The organism is Haloarchaeobius salinus, from assembly GCF_024464185.1.
Classification (GTDB): domain Archaea; phylum Halobacteriota; class Halobacteria; order Halobacteriales; family Natrialbaceae; genus Haloarchaeobius; species Haloarchaeobius salinus.
This window is the reverse complement of the sequence record NZ_JANHAU010000001.1, coordinates 500,741-517,580: the sequence shown is the minus strand read 5'-3', so window position 1 is coordinate 517,580 and position 16,840 is coordinate 500,741. Positions and strand designations below refer to the sequence as shown.

Here is a 16,840-nt window from a genome sequence, read left to right as displayed (position 1 = left end):
CTATCCCTGGAGCGTGCCGACCCCGATGAGCCGCCAGCGTGCACCGACCCGACGATTGATGGCGATCTTCGCGCCGTCGGAAGCACACACCGGCCGCTTCAGGTTGACCTCGCACTCGCCGTCGCGGGCGGAGGTGACCGCACCGACCGTGGTGGCGGTGCCGACCGTGAGCATCAGCGGCTCGCCGGTGTTGACGTCCTCGACCTCGCCCATGTCGTCGCCGACGACGCGGTCGAGCAGGTCGACGGACATGGTGAACGACTCCCACGTCGGCGGGAGCGTCCCCGGCGGGCCGGCGATCTGTCCCGCGAGCGCGTCGCCCTTCGTGTAGGACGGGTCGAGCCCGGTGCCGACGCCGAGCAGGCCGCCCGGCGACGCCTCGTCGACTGTCTGGCCGCCGGCCTGGAGCGACCGGACGGTCGTCTCGATGGGCCGGTACTCGGTCTGGCCGCCCTCCTCGACCTCACGGCCCGGACGGACCTCGACGTCGTCGTCGGTGTGGAGTCGGCCGCTGACGAGCGAGCCGCCGATGACGCCGCCTTTGAGCTGGTCCCATGTGGTGCCCGGGCGGTTGATGTCGAACGACCGTGCGACGTGCATCCGTGCGTCGGCGTCGGGGTCGCGGTCGGGGGTCGGGATGCGCGTCTCGATGGCGTCGATGAGGACGTCCATGTTGACGTTCTGTCCCGCGCTGACCGGGATGATGGGGGCGTCCTCGGCGACGGTACCCGAGACGAACTCCGTGATCTGCTCGTAGTTCTCGCGGGCGCGGTCGGCGTCGACGAGGTCGACCTTGTTCTGGGCGATGACGATGTTCTCGATGCCGATGATGTCCAGCGCCATCAGGTGCTCCTCGGTCTGGGCCTGGGGCACGTCCTCGGTCGCGCTCACGACGAGGACCGCGCCGTCCATGATGGCCGCGCCGGAGAGCATCGTCGCCATCAGCGTCTCGTGACCGGGTGCGTCGACGAACGAGACCGTGCGGACGACCTCGGTGTCGACGTCGTGTTCCTCGCAGTGGTCGGCGACGGTGTACGCGTCGGCACCCTCGCACTCGGGGCAGCGGCGGAACGTGGCGTCGGCGTAGCCGAGGCGGATGGAGATGCCACGCTTCATCTCCTCGGAGTGCTGGTCGGTCCACTCGCCACTGAGCGCCTGTACGAGTGTCGTCTTCCCGTGGTCGACGTGGCCGACGAGTCCGATGTTCACCTCCGGTTGTTGATGGTTTCCTGCCATATCGAGAGTAATCTTGGCTACGACTACCCCCGAGCGACTGATAAACCCACCGTTCTCAGACGCCACGCTCCGGGACGAGCGCGGCGCGGAATCGACGGGTACGGGGACTGACGCGTCACCCCGGTGGCCACAGCACACCGATACCCAGCGTCGTCACGACCGCGAGCAGCAGCTGGAGCGGCGCGCCGACGCGCAGGTAGTCCGTGAACCGGTAGCCGCCGGGACCGTACACCATCAGGTTCGTCTGGTAGCCGATGGGGGTCATGAACGCCGTCGAGCCGGCGAAGGTGACCGCGAGCACGAACGAGAACGGGTCCGCGGCCAGCTCGCTCGCGGAGCGAGCCGCCACCGGTACCAGCAGGGCGACGCTCGCGACCGGCGTGATGACGTTCGCGAGCAGCCCCGTCAGCACGTAGAACGCGCCGACGACGAGCAGCGGGTCGGCTCCCTCGGCCGCCAGCACCAACAGGTCGGCGAGGTAGCCCGCGCCGCCGGAGGCCTGCAGCGCCGCCGACAGCGGGAGGATACCCGCCAGCAGGAAGATGACGTTCCACGACACCGCGTCGTAGGCGTCGTCGATGTCGAGACAGCCCGTGAGGACCATCGCGACGACGCCGCCGAGTGCGGTGACGACGATGGGGAAGTGCGTGAACGCCGCGAGCCCGATGACGGTGAGGAGGATGCCGATGGCGACGGGCGTCTTCGGCGAGAGCGGGGGCTTCTCCGTCCCGTCACGCGGACCCCGCGTCACCAGCACCTCGTCCTCGTCCGCGAGGAGCTCCGCCGCCGTCGACGTCGCGTAGACGAGCAGCGAGTCACCGCCCGAGAGCTCGAACGCGTCGAGTCGTTCGTGGGTGACCTGGCTCCCGCGCCGGATCGCCATGACCGTCCCGCCGTACCGTTCCCGGAACCGCAGCTCCGCGAGAGTGTCGCCCACGAACTCGGACTCCGGCGGGATGGCGAGTTCGATGAGTTCGCCGCGTATCCACGGCGCGCTGAGGCTGTCGCCGGTGACCTCCTCGCGGGGGAGTTGCCGGAGGTCGTACGCCTCCGCGAACCGGTTCACGTCCTGCAGGTTCGCCCGGACGGTGAGCACGTCGCCCGCCATGACGTCGCGGTCGCTCCCCGGCGCGATGAACACCTCGTCGTCGCGGACGAGCTGGAGCACGTCCACGTCGAGCTCCATCGAGGTGAACGCGTCCTCGACACGCTGGCCGACCAGTCCCGACGATTCGCGGACCTGGACCTGTGCGAGGTAGTCGCTGACCTCGTACGTGTCCGTCACGTCGAGCGTCGGCGGCACACGCTCGGGCAGGAGCCGCGGTGCGACCGTCAGCAGGTACAGGCTCCCGACGAGCAGGATCACGATACCGAGCGGCGTGAGTTCGAACATCCCGATGGGGCCGTGGTCGGGCACCAGGTCCGTCGCGACGAGGTCGGAGGCGATGATGTTCGTCGCCGTCCCGATGAGCGTCAACGTCCCCCCGAGCATCGCGGCGTACGACAGCGGGATGAGGAACTTCGAGGGCGAGAGGTGGCTCTCCTCGGCGAGGTCGCCGATCATCGGGATGAAGACGGCGACGACGGGGGTGTTGTTGACGATGCCGGCGAGCGGTCCGGTCGTGCCGACCGTCGCGGCGAGGACGCGGCGCTCGTCGCCACCCGTGACGCGGCCGAGGAACGCGCCGAGGCGCTGGACCGCACCGGTCCGCTGGACCCCCTCGCTCAGCATGTACATCGCCATGATGGTGATCGTCGCGGCGCTGGCGAAGCCCGAGAGGGCCGTCGCGGGGTCGACCGTGGTCCACGGTTCGAGGACGACCAGCGAGACGAGGACCGCGAGGGCGGTCACGTCCGGCGAGACCACTTCCGTCACGAACGCGAGCAACGCCACACCCGTGATGGCGAACACCACGAGCATCGCCGTCGTCGGTTCTGGGACGGCCATTGCCCGTCGTTCTCCCGTCGCCCAGAAATAGCTACCCCAACGACGCCGGTCCGTGGCGAGTCGACGTCGCTCGGAGACGGACTTTTAGCCCCGCGAGGCCAACGCCACCTGTGCGCGAATTCGCGTTCGAACAGCGGCTCTGTGCCAGCCTGGAGCGCGACGTCGACGGGGTGCTCGCGCGACAGCTCGGCGGCGGCGTCCACAGCGCCCGGCGGGTGCTCGACGTGGTCGTGGTCGAACCAGGCCCGACGTTCGACGACCGCGCCGCCATCACCGAGCGGAGCATCCCCCACCGGGCCATCGAGAGCGGCGTGGGCCGCGGTCGCTCGCGGGACTGGCGCGGCGCGTTCGACCTCCCAGGCGAACGTGCCCGCGGCATCGTCGAACGGGCCGTCGACGTGGGCTTCTTCGAGCGCGACCCGACCGCCGGTGCCGAGCACGTCCGCCGGGCGTGTCGGTACCCGGACGGCTGGTTCGACCGGCTCGTCGCCGTCGAGAACAAGCCCGACCTCGGCGCACCCGGCGACCTGGAGACGCAGCTCCTGAAGGACGTCCGGCTGGCGCTCGTCGACGAGGTGGTGCTCGCGACGGCGAGTCACGTCACCCGGGCGCACCTGAACCGCATCCCCGAGGCGGTCGGCGTCTGGCGGTTCGACCCCGAGACGCTGGACCGCACCGTCGTCCGGGAAGCGTCGCCACTCCCGGTCGACGAGCACGGCACCGAGATCGTCGAGGAGCACGCGGGCTGGACGGAGGTGCGGGTCGCGACCGCCGAGGCCAAGGTCCGGGCACGCCGCCGGCTGGCCGAGCGTGCCTACGGCAAGGGCTGGCGGGTGGCCGAGTTCCCGGGCTGTGCGTGGGTCCGGGACGAAGCCGTCGCTGGCGGTGGCGGCGTCCCGCACTGCGAGTGGAAGGGCCGCGTCGTCGATCCCGGCAACGAGTGCGGCCCGGACTGTCCGGGGTTCGAGGCTGGTGAGCCGCCCTCGGTCGACGCGGCGGGCGAGCGGGACGGGCGGACCGGCTGGGTGGCGGACCCGGACGGACTGGCGAGCAGGCAGGCGGGGCTGGACCGGTTCGGCTGAGGGAGGCCACCGCTACCGTGGGGCGAACAGACGGCACAGTGGGTGGGCGCGGACCGGTGTGCCGTACGACCGCTGGTCGGCCCGCGGCGACTCGTCAGAGCACGCCGGGGCTGGTCCCGTCATCCTTTGTGAACCCTCGGTCCGGATAATGTCATTTTCTGTACCAAAACGGACTACAGGGAACGCTTTACTTGGATGCTCGTGAACTACCGTCTATGAGCAGACCGGACAGCAAACCGGACATCAACGAGTGCGAGGCGTGCGTCGCGCCCGCGGAGGCGTTCTCGGTGGTGGGCAACGAGACGCGGCTGTCCATCCTCGAGGCGCTCTGGCGGGCCGACGAGCGACCGGTCCGGTTCTCGGACCTCCGCGAGACCGTCGAGATGCGCGACAGCGCCCAGTTCAACTATCACCTCCAGCAGCTCACCGACCAGTTCGTCGTGAACACCGACGACGGCTACGACCTGCGCTACGCCGGCAAGAAGGTCGTCCGGGCGGTCATCGCCGGCGAGTTCAACCAGAACCCGCGCTGGGGGCCCCACGGCCTCGACGCCGACTGCGTCGCCTGCGGTGGCTCGCTCGTCGCCGCCTACGAGGACGAGAACATCACCATCGAGTGCGCTGACTGCGGCCACCCCCACGGCGAGTACCCGTTCCCGCCGGGCGGGCTGACCGACCGTGACCGGGACGAGGTCATGCAGGCGTTCGACCAGCGCGTCCGTCACCTCCACTGTCTCGCCGCCGACGGCGTCTGCCCCGAGTGCAGCGGCAGGATGGCGAGCCACGTCGAGCGCGAGGGCGACTGCTGCATCGGCTCGGACGTCCGGGTCGAGCACGTCTGCCAGCAGTGCGGGCACTCGCTCTGCTCGGCCATCGGCCTCGTGCTGCTCGACCAGTCCGACGTGGTCCACTTCCACCGCGAGCACGACGTCGACCTCAACGGGACGCCGTACTGGGAGCTCCCGTGGTGCGTCTCCGACCACGGGACGACCGTTCACTCGACGGACCCCTTCTCGGTCACCGTGACCATCGAGCTCGACGGGGAGTCCCTCACGGTCACCATCGACGACGACCTCGCGGTGTCCGAGGTCGAGCGCACGGCACCGGTTCCCGCCGACGACTGACTGCGGTCGCTGTCCGGTCTTCTCGTCCCTCGCCCCACCCCGGGAGCGGTTGGTGAAGGGAATTTCAGTACAGCAGGTTACAGAAATGTTTTTCAGATTATACTTATTGGGTCGGCAGTGCTACGAACAGATGAGAACAGATGAGCACCACCACCACCACCAACACCACGCTCGGGCGGAAGAACCGACCCAAGACCACCACCGTCCCGCAGGGACTCGGCCGCGTCCTGCTCGCCGTCGTCGCCGTCCTCGCGCTGGCGACCGTCGCGCTGACGCTCGTCCCCGGGCTTGCGCTCGCCGTCGGCCTCGCGGTCTACGCCGCGCTGCTGGTCGGCGTCGTCGCGAGTCCGTTCGCGCTCGTCCACCTCGTCGGCGAGACACTCTGAACGGGCGGCGCAAGCAGCCTCCATCCCATGACCGGCGTCCGTCATCCCACACCCGGTCGTCTCCTTCTACAGCTCGTACGTCTCGCCGTCGACCGCGATGGCGTCGTCGAACGCCGCCTCGACCGGGTAGAAGTGCGCCGCGTGGACGACCCGCGTCACGTCGGCGTCGACGTCCTCACCCAGCGCGAGCGCCCCCTCGTAGGTCATGTGCTTCGTGCCGAACGTGCGGAAGACCCCGTCCGCGTCGGCGTGGTCGCCACCGAGGGGGTGGTGCCTGCAGAGGCTGGCCGGCACGATACCGTCGGCGAGCAGCAGGTCGGCATCCCGAAGCACGTCCCGTGAGTCCTCTCCCAGCGCGTAGCTCGTGTCACCCGAGATGGAGAGCTTCGCGCCCGTCTCGGGGTCCTCGATGGCCAGCCCGTAGCAGACCAGCGGCGGGTGGGCCACGGGGACGAGCGTCACCTCGAAGCCGCAGGTGCTGAAGGGTTCGAACGGCGTCTGGTGGTTCACCGTCACCGCGTCGAGGTAGTCGTACTTCCGGTCGACGGTGTCGGCGACGCTCTCGCCCGTCTCCGGGTCGGTCTCGTTCGCCGCGTGCACCTGCAGGCCGTCGAGCAGCCGGTAGGCGTTGCCGAGGCCGTCGAGGTGGTCGAAGTGGATGTGGGTGACGACGGCGGCGTCCGGCAGGGGTGCGTCGTTCTTGAGGAACTGGTAGCGGAAGTCGGGGCTGCAGTCGACGAGCAGGGACTCCCCGGTGCGCTCGTTGTGGACGTGGACCGAGAACCGGGTGCGCTCGACGCCGCGTTCGACGGCCGCCTGGCAGGTGTCGCAGTCACAGCCGGGCGTCGGCGTCCCCGTCGTGTCGCCCGTTCCGAGCAGCGTGACCAGCATCGTCTCCGGCTTTGGGTTGGGGGGCGAAAAAGGCGCGGGTTGGGGGTCGTCGTCTCAGTCGTCGTGACCGTGATCGTGATCGTGTTCGTCGCTGTCGTGCCCCGACCCGTCGCCCGCGATGTCGCCGCCCGCGACCAGGGCGTCGTGGTCGCCCTCGATCATGTCCATGTTCTTGAGATTGTCCCGCTCCTCGAAGTCGGCGACGGCGGCCTCGAGGTCCTGCTGGGTCAGCGTCGTGCGCTCCTCGGTGAGCGCGTCGAGGACGGCCTCGCGCATGACCAGCCGGAGGTCGCTCCCGGTGAGGCCCTCGGTGATGTCGGCGATGGCGTCGGGGTCGAACTCCTCGATGTCCATCGCGCGGGTGATGATGCGGAGGATGTCCGAACGCATCCCGTGGTCGGGTTTGGGGAAGTTGACGATCTCGTCGAAGCGCCGCCAGGCCGCGGCGTCGAGCTGGTCGGGGTGGTTCGTCGCACCGATGAGCAGCACGTCGTCCTGGATGAGCGAGATGTCGTCGATGCTCTTCAGCAGGGTGTTGACGGCGCGCTTGATGGCGTTGTGTTCGTCGCCACCGCGGGTCTTGGCGACGAAGTCGAACTCGTCCATGAACAGGATACACGGCGAGAGCCGCTTTGCCACCTCGAACGTCTTCTCGACGTTCTTGGCCGTCTCGCCGAGGTACTGGCTCGTGATCATCGAGAGCTTCACCTCGACGAACGGCAGGTCGAGCTTGTACGCCAGCCCCTTCGCGGCGGAGGTCTTCCCGGTGCCCGGCGGGCCGACGAACAGCAGCTTGCCGATCTCGCGCAGGCCGATCTCGGCGAGGTACTCGCGGTGCTCGATGGCCTTGACGACCTTCTGAATCTCGCCCTCCTGCTCCTCGGTGAGCACGATGTCGTCGAGCGTCTGGTCGATCTCCTCGGGCGCGCGGATGTCGACGAGGTCGAGCATCTCCTCGTCCTCCTCGTCCTCGAACATCTCGTCGAGCAGCGAGTCGATCCAGACGCGGTCGGCCTGGATGGGGCGGTTGGCCTCCCGGGCCTCCTCGTAGGTGACCCCGTCGAACTCGTCGGCGAACTCCCAGGCGAGGGTGGGGTTCCGGCGTATCACCCCGGCGTCCACCCGTTCGAGGAACCAGTTCTCGGCCATCTCGGGCTGGGTGAGCGTCAGTTTCCCGGAGAACTCGTCGCGGTCGGTGAAGAGGAGTTCGGAGACCGCGTCCCAGGGGTGGTCGATACTCGTCGCCGCCCGGGCCGTCTTGTTCGTCACCGTGAGCGGTCGCTCGACCTCGCCGTCGGCGTAGAACACGCGTCGGAACCGCGGCGGGAGGTCGTTCTCGTCCAGCTCGCGGTTCTCGGTGTAGACGTCGGCGGTCAACAGGAACTCGACGACCGATAGCGCCGCGTTACTCATTCTTCCAGAGGTTGACGCCACGGCCGCTTAAGGCCGTCGGAGCACCGATTACGCGCCGAGAACAGGCGACCCGCGCGCTCGGGCCGGTCGCGCCGCGCGTCGGAGCCAGTCGTCCACGGCGACGGTCCGGGCCGCCGTCTGCAGCCGGTCGGTGGGTGCCGTCGAGACGGGTCCCACCGCGTTCGACTGCTCGGGTGCCGGCACGTCTGCCGGTTCGGACAGCGCCGACTCGTTGACGTAGATCATGAACGGCGTCCCCGGTCCGAGCCCCTCGTCCGTCCGGTTGACCGTCGCGAAGCGCTGGAACTCGCGTGGCTCGTACCCCTCCTCGATGAGCCACCGGTGGATGTCCTCCGCGTCATCGCCGTTGGAGCCGTTCCCGATGGCGACGACGACCGGTGCGTTCGTCCGGTTGACCTGCCGGAGCGTGATGGCCGTGTCGTAGACGAAACTCTCCCCGTCGGTCTGGTTCGCGCGGTACTGGTACATCTCCATGTACCACATCAGCGTCCGGCGTTCGTAGTAGCCACTGGAGGCCGGTGGCTGGAAGTCGTCGCTCAGGTTCGACGTGTAGTACTCGTTGCCGTAGAACAGCACGTCCACGTCGTCGGGGCCACCCTGCTCGCGGCCGATGCGCTCGACCTCCTGCAGGCTGTCCTTCAGGTCCGTGCTGGAGGACTGGGCGTACTGCACGAGCATGTTGTCGGGGTCCTGGTCGTTCACGTACACCAGCCCGACCGCCGTCGTGGCGACCTGCCCGGAGACGAGCAGGAGGACGACGACCGTCAGCGCGACGCCGACGGGGTCGTCGTCGGTGAACGACTCGATGCCCCAGCGGAAGACGATGGCGAGGCCGACCGCCGCCGGGATGGCGAGCGCGATGATGGCGTGGGTCGTCGCCCAGCCCGCGCGGATGTCCGTCGCGATGGGGTAGCCGAGCACGCTGACGAAGCCCCAGTACGACGCGAGTGCGACGAGGTCGCGGGGGCCGTCGCTGCTGTAGCGGTCGACGACGAACCCGATGACGGCGAACGCACAGAGCACGAGCGCCGCCGCTTCGAGCACGTTCACGTAGTGCTCGAAGAACGAGAGGTAGGAGTTGCCGTGGTCGCTCGCCCACTGGCCGGTGAACTCCTCCCACGAGCCGACGATGGCCTCCCGGACGACCGCGACGAACATGTCGGGGTCGCCGCCGGCGAGCTGGCCGAGCGAGTTCCACAGCCCGATGTTCTGGCCGGCCTGTTCCGGACCGGGCCAACCTGCGGCGTGTTGCTTCGTGTAGCCGCCGCCGCGGGGCGCGTAGAACAGCACGATGATGGCGAAGAACTCGACGACGAGGCCGACCGCGACCGCGACGGCGGTCCAGCCCGTCCGCCACCAGTCGATGTGGCGGTCGACGAGCCCGTTCACGTTCCCCGCCGTGAGCGTGTTCCACGACCCGCGAAGGTCGAACGGCAGCACCCAGTCGAGGTAGTCGACGAGGACGCCCCAGACCGTCAGGTCGTCGGTCACCGGCGCACGAAACAGCCGGTGGTCGAGCAGGAGCGCGGCCGCCCCGAGCCAGCAGACCGGGTAGAGCAGCGCGTTCTCCTTCGTCGTCATCGCGAGCGCGAGCGTCGCCACCCCGGCGGCGAGGTACCGACGCTGGCGCTCGTCGTAGTACCGCAGGAAGAACCCGACGGTGAACGCGACGAACACGACCAGCGGGATGTCCGAGCGCATGAACCGCGAGTAGTACAGCAGGACCGGGTTGAACGCGAGGAACAGCCCGAGTGCGACGACCTCGGTGTCCCGCAGGTGCTTCCGGTAGAGCCACGCCGCGAGCGGCAGGATGGCACCGAGGATGGCGACCGGAAGCCGCGCGCTGAAGTCCGACGGCCCGAGCAGCTGGAAGACGTACCTGTCGACGTGGAAGAGGAACGGGCCGTGGACGATGGGGCGGTACTCGTACGCGCCGGTCTCGAGATAGCGGACCACCCAGTAGGCGACCCGACCCTCGTCCTGGTGGACGAGCCGCTCGCCGAGCCACACCAGCCGCGCGGCGAGGCCGGCCACGGCGACGAGCACGAGCGCGCCGAGCGTGCGGTTGCTCGACGACCACGGGTAGTCGTCGTTGCCCGCGAGCTCGTCCGGTTCGGGGTCGTCGGTCGCTGCGTCGTCGCCCGTCGGCTGCTCGTCGTCGGGCTCGTCGGTGGGCGTGTCCTCGCTCACCGTCCCGGCGGTCCACTCGTCCCACTCGTCGTCGTCCGTCCGCTCGTCGGCGCTCTCACCCGGTGTCTCGTCCTCTCCTGTGGGCTCGTCGACCTCGTCGTGTTCCGCTGGCCCGTCGCGGCCGTCGGCCTCGTCCCGGTCGTCCGTCGAGGGGGACGACGACCCGCCGTCGGTGCGGACCGCGTCCGCCGGACGGCTGGAGGGCGGCGTGGGGTCGTCGGTCATTACTCGCTTCCAGCGAGAGCGTGCCTAAACCCTTTTTGGGTTCCGTTCACCGGGAGGACCGTCGGATTCCGACTCGGTGTCGGGTGGCTGGAACGATTCCGGCCGCTCGTTGACGGGTCGAATAAACTCCCGGCACGATTACTGCCCGTTCAGCCGTGATTTAAGGTGGTGCCTGCCCACGCTACAGGTATGCCAGGACACACGCCCGTCATCGCGGCAGCGTACCGGACACCCCAGGGTCGCCAGGGTGGCGTCTACGAGAACACCCGCGGCGAGGACCTCTCCGTCCCCCTCATCGACGAGATCCTCGCCGAGAACGACCTCTCCGGCGCGGACGTCGACGACCTGATGTGGGGCTGCGCCCAGCAGCGCGGCGAGCAGGACAACAACGTCGCCCGCATCATCGCCCTGATGTCCGAACTCGGCGAGAGTGTGCCCGCGACGACCATCAACCGCTGGTGTGCCTCCTCGATGCAGGCGGTCATCTCCGCCTCTGATGCCATCGCGGCGGGCAACCGCGACTGCATCATCGCGGGCGGCTTCGAGCACATGACCCGCGTGCCGATGGGCGGCGGGATGGAGAGCCGGAACTTCCACCCGGCGTTCCAGGAGCTGTACAACATGGTCGAGCTCCAGATGGGCATGACCGCCGAGAAGGTCGCCGACGAGTTCGACATCTCGCGCGAGGCCCAGGACCGCTACGCCGTCCAGAGCCACCAGCGCGCCGCCGCCGCCACCGAGGAGGGCCGCTTCGAGGACGAGATCATCCCCATCGAGGCCGAGGTCACCGTCGAGGAGGACGACGAGGGCGAGCCCGTCGAGACCGAGGTCCGCACCATCACCGAGGACGAGGGCATCCGGCCCGACACCGACTTCGAGACGCTCCAGAGCCTCCCGCCCGCGTTCATGAAGGACATCACGGCCGGCAACTCCAGCCAGATCTCCGACGGTGCAGCGGCCACGCTCGTCACCTCGAAGGAGTTCGCCGAGGAGCACGACCTCGAGATCCTCGCCGAGGTCGGCATGAACAACGTCGCCGGCGTCGACCCCACCGTCATGGGCATCGGTCCGGTCCCGGCCACGCGCGGCCTGCTCGAACGTAACGGCCGCGACATCGAGGAGTACGACCTCGTCGAGCTCAACGAGGCGTTCGCCTCCCAGACGGTGTACGCCCGCGAGGAGCTCGGCATCGACGAGGACATCTTCAACGTCAACGGCGGCGCAATCGCCATCGGCCACCCGCTCGGTGCCTCCGGTGCCCGGCTGCCAGTGACGCTCATCCACGAGCTCCGCAAGCGCGGAGGCGGCCTCGGCCTGGCGACGCTCTGCGTCGGCTTCGGTCAGGGCGCAGCCATCGAGTTCGAAGTCAACGGAGAGTAGACGCCTTCACTCCCACTTTTTGGCCCAGCTTTTGCGACCGAGCGAAGCGAGGGAGACAAAAGGTGGTCGTGCCAGGGCGCAGCCATCGAGTTCGAAGTCAACGGGGAGTAATCGAATTTCTGGAGTTTTTCGTTTTCGTCGCTCCGCCAGTGGCGATGCTTCCCGACCAGCCGGGTGGCGCGCGGCTGGCGAGACCGCGAGCGAAGCGAGCGTGTCGAGCCCCACTCGTGCGAGGGACGAGGAGCGCAGCGCAGCGAGCACCGCAGGAGGCTGGGGAGGCGTGAGGTGCGGTGCAGTCGGGGTCGGGTGGGGCTGAAAGGGGCGGCAGGCTACGCGAACCTGGACGACGCAAGGACCGCAGGAACGAGGACCGCAGCGAGTCCCGGAAGCGTAGCCTGCCGGGGCTTTCTGGCTGTTGACGGTTCTGGCGAGTCCCACGACTGACCGAGGGACCCAGCTGTTCCCCCTACCCAGACAACCGCCCGAAGCACGCTCCTCGAACATCACTAGCCGACTTTTCACACCCGGAAACAGCCACGGTGCCTTCATACCGCCAGCCCACGAACGACTCCGACAATGACCGACGCGGCCATCGTCACGGACGGCTTGACGAAGGAGTACGACGGGGAGACGGCAGTCGGCGACCTCGACCTGCGCATCGAGAGCGGCGAGGTGTTCGGCTTCCTCGGGCCGAACGGCGCGGGGAAGACGACGACGATGCGGATGCTGACGACGCTGACGCGCCCGAGTGCGGGCACCGCGCACGTCGCCGGCCAGCCCATCACCGACCGCGAGTCGGTGACCCCCCACATCGGCTACCTGCCGGAGGAGCCACCGCTGTACGAGGAGCTGACGGGGCGCGAGCAGCTGGAGTACGTCGCGGGCCTGCGTGACATCCCGGACGACGAGGCGGCCGAGCGCATCGAGTCCCTGCTCGAACGCTTCGACCTGCTCGACGACGCGGACAAGCGCATCGACGCCTACTCGAAGGGGATGCGACAGAAGACGGGCGTCATCCAGGCGGTGCTGCACGAGCCCGAGGTCGCGTTCCTCGACGAGCCCACCTCGGGGCTGGACCCGCGGGCGGCGCGGACGATGCGCGACACCATCGCGGACCTCGCGGACCGGGAGATGACGGTGTTCCTCTCGACGCACATCCTGCCCGTCGTCGACGAGCTCGCGGACCGTATCGGCGTGCTCCACGACGGCCGGCTGGTGGCTCAGGGCGCGCCCGAGGAGTTGAAACGCCGGGCGGAGACGGGCGAAGCGACCAGTCTGGAGGATGCGTTCCTCGCGGTGACGACGGAGGTCGGGGAGGCGGCGGCGGAGTCGCCGGCGGAGTAGGGTTCGTCGTCAGCGGAACTCGGTCACAGCTCCACGCGCGAGCAGATGCGCGTCTCGGTGCCGTTGGACTCCAGGTGCGCGAGGTCCCGGATCTCCATCTCCCAGTCGAACTCGTAGTCGGACAGAAAGGTCACCACGTCGCCCGCAAGCTCGTCGTCGAGGCTGTGGTACGCCAGCGTGACGTGCGGGAACCACCGCTCCGGGTGGTAGTAGTCGTCGGCGCGGTCGGCGAAGTCGGTGAGTCGCGACCAGAGGCTGTCGTGGAGTTCGGCCAGCTCCGGTGACCGTGCGACGGGCAGGTACACCACCGGCGCGGCGGTGAACACGCCCAGCCCGCCGGTGCGGACGGTGAACGGCTCGACCTCCGGCCGGACCGAGTGGAGCCGCGACTCGACGGTCGAGGCGTCGTAGGTCTCCGCGACGTGGTAGGAGACGTGCGGCGGCGGGAGTTCGGACGCCGGGTCGATGCCGAACTCGGCCTCCAGGTCGTCCCAGATGTCGAGCACGCGCTGGTGGTGGTCGTCGGGCAACGTCGAGATGACTGCCGAGTTCATCGCGTATCACGCACCCGACGACGAGTCTCCCCCGTCGCGTCGGACGTGCGTCAGACGCTTCGGGGGTCTGTGAGATAACGTTGTTGGCGAACCAACTACTTCAGCGCCGCCGGCGGCTCGGGCAGCGAGCCGATGTCGTCGGGGTCGTGGTGGACGTACACGTCCGCGTCGGCCAGCTCGGCCCGACGCTTGACGGCCTGGATGGACTCCACGGAGTCCTCCAGCGAGTGTGCGAACGACGCCGCGAGCTCGCCCTCGTAGCCCTCGCGATGGTTGGCGGCGTCGATGGCGAGGATGACCGTCCCCGCGTCGGGCAGTTCGACCTGCACGGACTGGTGGCCCGGCGAGTGCCCCGGCGTCGGGAACGCGACGACGCTCCCGTCGCCGAACACGTCGTACTCGCCGCGGACCGCGGTCACGTCGTAGTCCATCCGTCGCAGGTGGTGGAAGTCGCCGGTGACGTAGAACAGGCGCTGGACGCCGTCGGGGTAGAACGCGTAGCGCAGCTCCGCCTTCTGGACGACGAACTCGGCGTCGGGGAACAGATCGAGGTTGCCCGCGTGGTCGGTGTGCAGGTGGCTCATGACGACCACGTCGACGTCGGCCGGCTCGTAGCCGACCGCGTCGAGCAGTCGTTCGAGGTGCTGGTCCTCGGCCTGCTCCAGCGTCTCCAGCAGCGGGGCCATGTGTGCCGCCCCGGTGGGGCCGTACGACGCCGGGTCCGCCACCAGCTCCGGGCTGACGCCGGTGTCGACGAGCACCGTGCCCTCGGGATGCTCGATCAGGTAGGCCGGACAGGTACCGCGGTACGGTTCGCCGGGGTTCTGCATCTGCACGGCCGCCGAGAAGTCGAACGTCCAGTGCGCGGTGTTCAGCGTGTAGAGTGCCGTCGCGGACATGACGGCCCGAGCTTCGGGGCGGACCGGAATAAAAGGGTGCGCGGTCCGTGGGTGGCCCGACGACATCGCATCGGGGGCCGTCGCAGGAGGCGAGCGCGGCGTCTCGACGACGGCGGTCCGGCAGCTCAGTCCTCGGCTTCCGCCGGTTCCGCGCGGTCGTCCTCGCCGTAGATCTCCTCGACCAGACGGTCGTAGCGGTCCTTGATGTTCCGGCGCTTCTTCTTCATCGTCGGCGTCATCATGTCGTTGTCCTCGGTGAACTCCTCCTCGGCCAGCCGGAACTCCTTGATCTGTTCGTGCTTCTCGAAGCGCTCGTTCACCGCCTCGACCTCCGCCTCGATGGTCTCGTACGCCCAGTCGTCGTCACAGAGCGCGTAGTCGTCGTCGGGCACGTCGACGCCCTCCTCCGCGGCCCGCTCGCGCAGCGCCTCGAAGTTCGGGACGACGAGCGCGGAGACGAACTTCTCCCCGTCGCCCATCACCATCACCTGCTCGACGAGACGGCTGGAGACGAACGCGTCCTCGATGGGGGCGGGCGCGACGTTCTTCCCCGTCGACAGCACCAGGATCTGTTTCGAGCGCTCGCGGAACACGAGGTAGTCGTCCGGTCGCTCGTGGACGATGTCGCCGGTCTTGAAGAAGCCGTCCTCGGTGAACGCGGCCTCGGTCTCCTCGGGCTTGTTCCAGTAGCCGTCGGTCACGTTCGGCCCGCGGATGAGCAGCTCGCCGAGCTTGCCCATCGTGTCCGTCGCCTCGCCCTCGGGGACGACCGAGGTGTCGATGCGGACGTCGATGTCGTGGTACGCCGGGCCGATGGTGCCGATCTTGACCTCCTCGGGCGGGTTGCTCGTCACGACTGGCGACGCCTCGGTGAGCCCGTAGCCCTCGTAGATGGGCAGCCCCATCCCGTGGTAGAGGGTACAGAGCTCGTCCGAGAGCGTGCCACCGCCGCTGATGAGGTAGTCGACGTTGCCGCCGAGCGCCTCGCGCACGTCGCTGAAGACGAGCTTGTCCGCGAGCCAGTAGCGAGCCCTCAGCAGCGCCCCGGGCCGGTCGGAGCGGTAGTACTCGCGGCTGACGCCGGTCGCCCAGTTGAAGACCCGCTCCTTGAAGCCGCTCTCTGCGGCCTGCTCGCGGATGGCGTCGTAGATCTTCTCGTACACCCGCGGGACGCTCGTCGCGGTGTTCGGTTCGACGGTCTGGAAGTCCTCCTTCAGCGTGTCGACGCTCTCGGCGTAGCCGACGCAGCCGCCGGCCGCGAAGATGAGGAAGTGCCCGGCGGCGCGCTCGAAGACGTGCGCCAGCGGCAGGTACGACACCGTCCGGGTGTTCTCGTCGATGGTCGGGAACGAACTGGACTTCTCCGGGCGCGGGCCGTACCGGCGGTACATCTGGTTGACGTTCGACCGGAAGTTGCGGTGGGTCAGGCGCACCCCCTTCGGCTGGCCGGTCGTTCCGGACGTGTAGACGAGGCTCGCGAGGTCCTCGACGTCGGTCTCGTCGAGCCACGTCTCGAAGGTGTCGCCGTCGAAGCGCTTCCGCCCCTGCTCGTACACCTCGCCGAGCGTGTAGACGCCGTCCTCGTCGCCGTACTCAGCCGGGAGGTCGTCCATGCAGACGATGAAACGGATGGACAGGGAGTCCGAGACCTCGAGTACGCGGTCGAGCAGCTCCTGGTTCTCGACGACGACACCCGTCGCGCCGGGGTCGTCGAGCAGGTAGCGCACCTGTGCCGGCGAGGACGACTCGTACACCGTCGTCACGACCGCGCCCGCGGAGAGCAGGCCGAAGTCGCACTGGGCCCACTCCATCCGCGTGTCGGAGAACAGCCCCACCCTGTCGCCAGCCCCGACGCCGAGCGCCCGGAACCCCGCCGCGAGGCTCTGGACGATGTCCTGCATCTCGGCGTAGCTGAGCGTCGCGTAGCCGTCAGCCGGTGCCTCGTCCACCGCCCCCACCGTGGCCAGACTCCGGTCGTACACATCGCCTTTGTACTTCTGTGCCGGCCGGTCCGGGTGTCGGTCCGCGCTGTCGTTGAACATCCGTGCCAGGGTGTTCATGCCCGTCACGTCGTCCGAGAACTGTTGTTCTGCCTCCCGCCAATCCATGACTGGGCGTTATCAGGACCGGACCATGATAAAAAGTTA

The 16,840-nt window shown here is 68.8% G+C and carries 13 protein-coding genes; 5 read left to right on the top strand and 8 right to left on the bottom strand.

Translation table 11 applies throughout. From position 1 onward, the window contains the following. Together NO345_RS02560 and NO345_RS02555 are read right to left on the bottom strand one after the other, a co-directional pair. Positions 1-1,236, bottom strand: a complete 1,236-nt coding sequence (locus NO345_RS02560; protein WP_256296213.1) for a translation initiation factor IF-2 subunit gamma — start codon at positions 1,234-1,236, stop codon at positions 1-3. Between the two features lie 115 nt (positions 1,237-1,351). Then, positions 1,352-3,184, bottom strand: coding sequence for an SLC13 family permease (locus NO345_RS02555; protein ID WP_256296211.1), 1,833 nt, complete (start codon positions 3,182-3,184; stop codon positions 1,352-1,354). A 110-nt stretch (positions 3,185-3,294) separates the two neighbouring features. Here NO345_RS02555 and NO345_RS02550 point away from each other — a divergent pair, with 110 nt between their 5' ends. From NO345_RS02550 to NO345_RS02540, 3 genes are all read left to right on the top strand, one after another. After that, positions 3,295-4,266 (top strand): DUF5787 family protein, encoded by a 972-nt coding sequence (locus NO345_RS02550; protein ID WP_256296209.1) that lies wholly within the window; start codon positions 3,295-3,297, stop codon positions 4,264-4,266. A 215-nt stretch (positions 4,267-4,481) separates the two neighbouring features. Next, positions 4,482-5,390, top strand: coding sequence for a DUF7351 domain-containing protein (locus tag NO345_RS02545; protein ID WP_256296207.1), 909 nt, complete (start codon positions 4,482-4,484; stop codon positions 5,388-5,390). A gap of 140 nt (positions 5,391-5,530) precedes the next feature. Further along, positions 5,531-5,776, top strand: coding sequence for a hypothetical protein (locus tag NO345_RS02540; RefSeq protein ID WP_256296205.1), 246 nt, complete (start codon positions 5,531-5,533; stop codon positions 5,774-5,776). Between the two features lie 66 nt (positions 5,777-5,842). On the opposite strand, the gene NO345_RS02535 is transcribed toward NO345_RS02540, so the two are convergent. Genes NO345_RS02535 through NO345_RS02525 form a run of 3 tightly spaced genes read right to left on the bottom strand, consistent with a single transcriptional unit; the run spans position 5,843 to position 10,516 of the window. Beyond that, positions 5,843-6,667 (bottom strand): MBL fold metallo-hydrolase, encoded by an 825-nt coding sequence (locus NO345_RS02535; RefSeq protein ID WP_256296203.1) that lies wholly within the window; start codon positions 6,665-6,667, stop codon positions 5,843-5,845. 54 nt (positions 6,668-6,721) lie between these two features. Then, on the bottom strand, positions 6,722-8,080 hold the full coding sequence (locus tag NO345_RS02530) for an ATP-binding protein (protein WP_256296201.1): 1,359 nt from the start codon (positions 8,078-8,080) through the stop codon (positions 6,722-6,724). A gap of 48 nt (positions 8,081-8,128) precedes the next feature. After that, complete coding sequence (locus NO345_RS02525; protein WP_256296199.1) at positions 8,129-10,516, bottom strand: flippase activity-associated protein Agl23; 2,388 nt, start codon at positions 10,514-10,516, stop codon at positions 8,129-8,131. 189 nt (positions 10,517-10,705) lie between these two features. Here NO345_RS02525 and NO345_RS02520 point away from each other — a divergent pair, with 189 nt between their 5' ends. Continuing rightward, positions 10,706-11,896 (top strand): thiolase family protein, encoded by a 1,191-nt coding sequence (locus NO345_RS02520; RefSeq protein WP_256296197.1) that lies wholly within the window; start codon positions 10,706-10,708, stop codon positions 11,894-11,896. 576 nt (positions 11,897-12,472) lie between these two features. Beyond that, the gene (locus tag NO345_RS02515) at positions 12,473-13,240 is read left to right on the top strand and encodes an ABC transporter ATP-binding protein (protein ID WP_256296195.1); all 768 of its coding nucleotides are present in this window, start codon (positions 12,473-12,475) and stop codon (positions 13,238-13,240) included. Positions 13,241-13,263: 23 nt separating this feature from the next. Here the strand turns inward: NO345_RS02515 and NO345_RS02510 are convergent, their stop codons facing one another. From NO345_RS02510 to NO345_RS02500, 3 genes are all read right to left on the bottom strand, one after another. Further along, positions 13,264-13,794 (bottom strand): 2'-5' RNA ligase family protein, encoded by a 531-nt coding sequence (locus NO345_RS02510; RefSeq protein WP_256296193.1) that lies wholly within the window; start codon positions 13,792-13,794, stop codon positions 13,264-13,266. 95 nt (positions 13,795-13,889) lie between these two features. Further along, positions 13,890-14,693 carry an N-acyl homoserine lactonase family protein gene (locus NO345_RS02505; protein ID WP_256296191.1) on the bottom strand — a complete coding sequence of 268 codons (804 nt, stop codon included), beginning with the start codon at positions 14,691-14,693 and terminating at the stop codon, positions 13,890-13,892. A 125-nt stretch (positions 14,694-14,818) separates the two neighbouring features. Beyond that, entirely contained in the window at positions 14,819-16,801 is a 1,983-nt protein-coding gene (locus NO345_RS02500; protein WP_256296189.1) for an AMP-dependent synthetase/ligase, read from the bottom strand. Positions 16,802-16,840 lie beyond the last annotated feature (39 nt).

Bases quoted from the DNA above. Each gene is read 5' to 3' on its own strand.
- NO345_RS02560 (WP_256296213.1), bottom strand. From the start codon at position 1,236: ATGGCAGGAAACCATCAACAACCGGAGGTGAACATCGGACTCGTCGGC.
- NO345_RS02555 (WP_256296211.1), bottom strand. From the start codon at position 3,184: ATGGCCGTCCCAGAACCGACGACGGCGATGCTCGTGGTGTTCGCCATC.
- NO345_RS02545 (WP_256296207.1), top strand. From the start codon at position 4,482: ATGAGCAGACCGGACAGCAAACCGGACATCAACGAGTGCGAGGCGTGC.
- NO345_RS02540 (WP_256296205.1), top strand. From the start codon at position 5,531: ATGAGCACCACCACCACCACCAACACCACGCTCGGGCGGAAGAACCGA.
- NO345_RS02535 (WP_256296203.1), bottom strand. From the start codon at position 6,667: ATGCTGGTCACGCTGCTCGGAACGGGCGACACGACGGGGACGCCGACG.
- NO345_RS02530 (WP_256296201.1), bottom strand. From the start codon at position 8,080: ATGAGTAACGCGGCGCTATCGGTCGTCGAGTTCCTGTTGACCGCCGAC.
- NO345_RS02525 (WP_256296199.1), bottom strand. From the start codon at position 10,516: ATGACCGACGACCCCACGCCGCCCTCCAGCCGTCCGGCGGACGCGGTC.
- NO345_RS02520 (WP_256296197.1), top strand. From the start codon at position 10,706: ATGCCAGGACACACGCCCGTCATCGCGGCAGCGTACCGGACACCCCAG.
- NO345_RS02515 (WP_256296195.1), top strand. From the start codon at position 12,473: ATGACCGACGCGGCCATCGTCACGGACGGCTTGACGAAGGAGTACGAC.
- NO345_RS02510 (WP_256296193.1), bottom strand. From the start codon at position 13,794: ATGAACTCGGCAGTCATCTCGACGTTGCCCGACGACCACCACCAGCGC.
- NO345_RS02505 (WP_256296191.1), bottom strand. From the start codon at position 14,693: ATGTCCGCGACGGCACTCTACACGCTGAACACCGCGCACTGGACGTTC.
- NO345_RS02500 (WP_256296189.1), bottom strand. From the start codon at position 16,801: ATGGATTGGCGGGAGGCAGAACAACAGTTCTCGGACGACGTGACGGGC.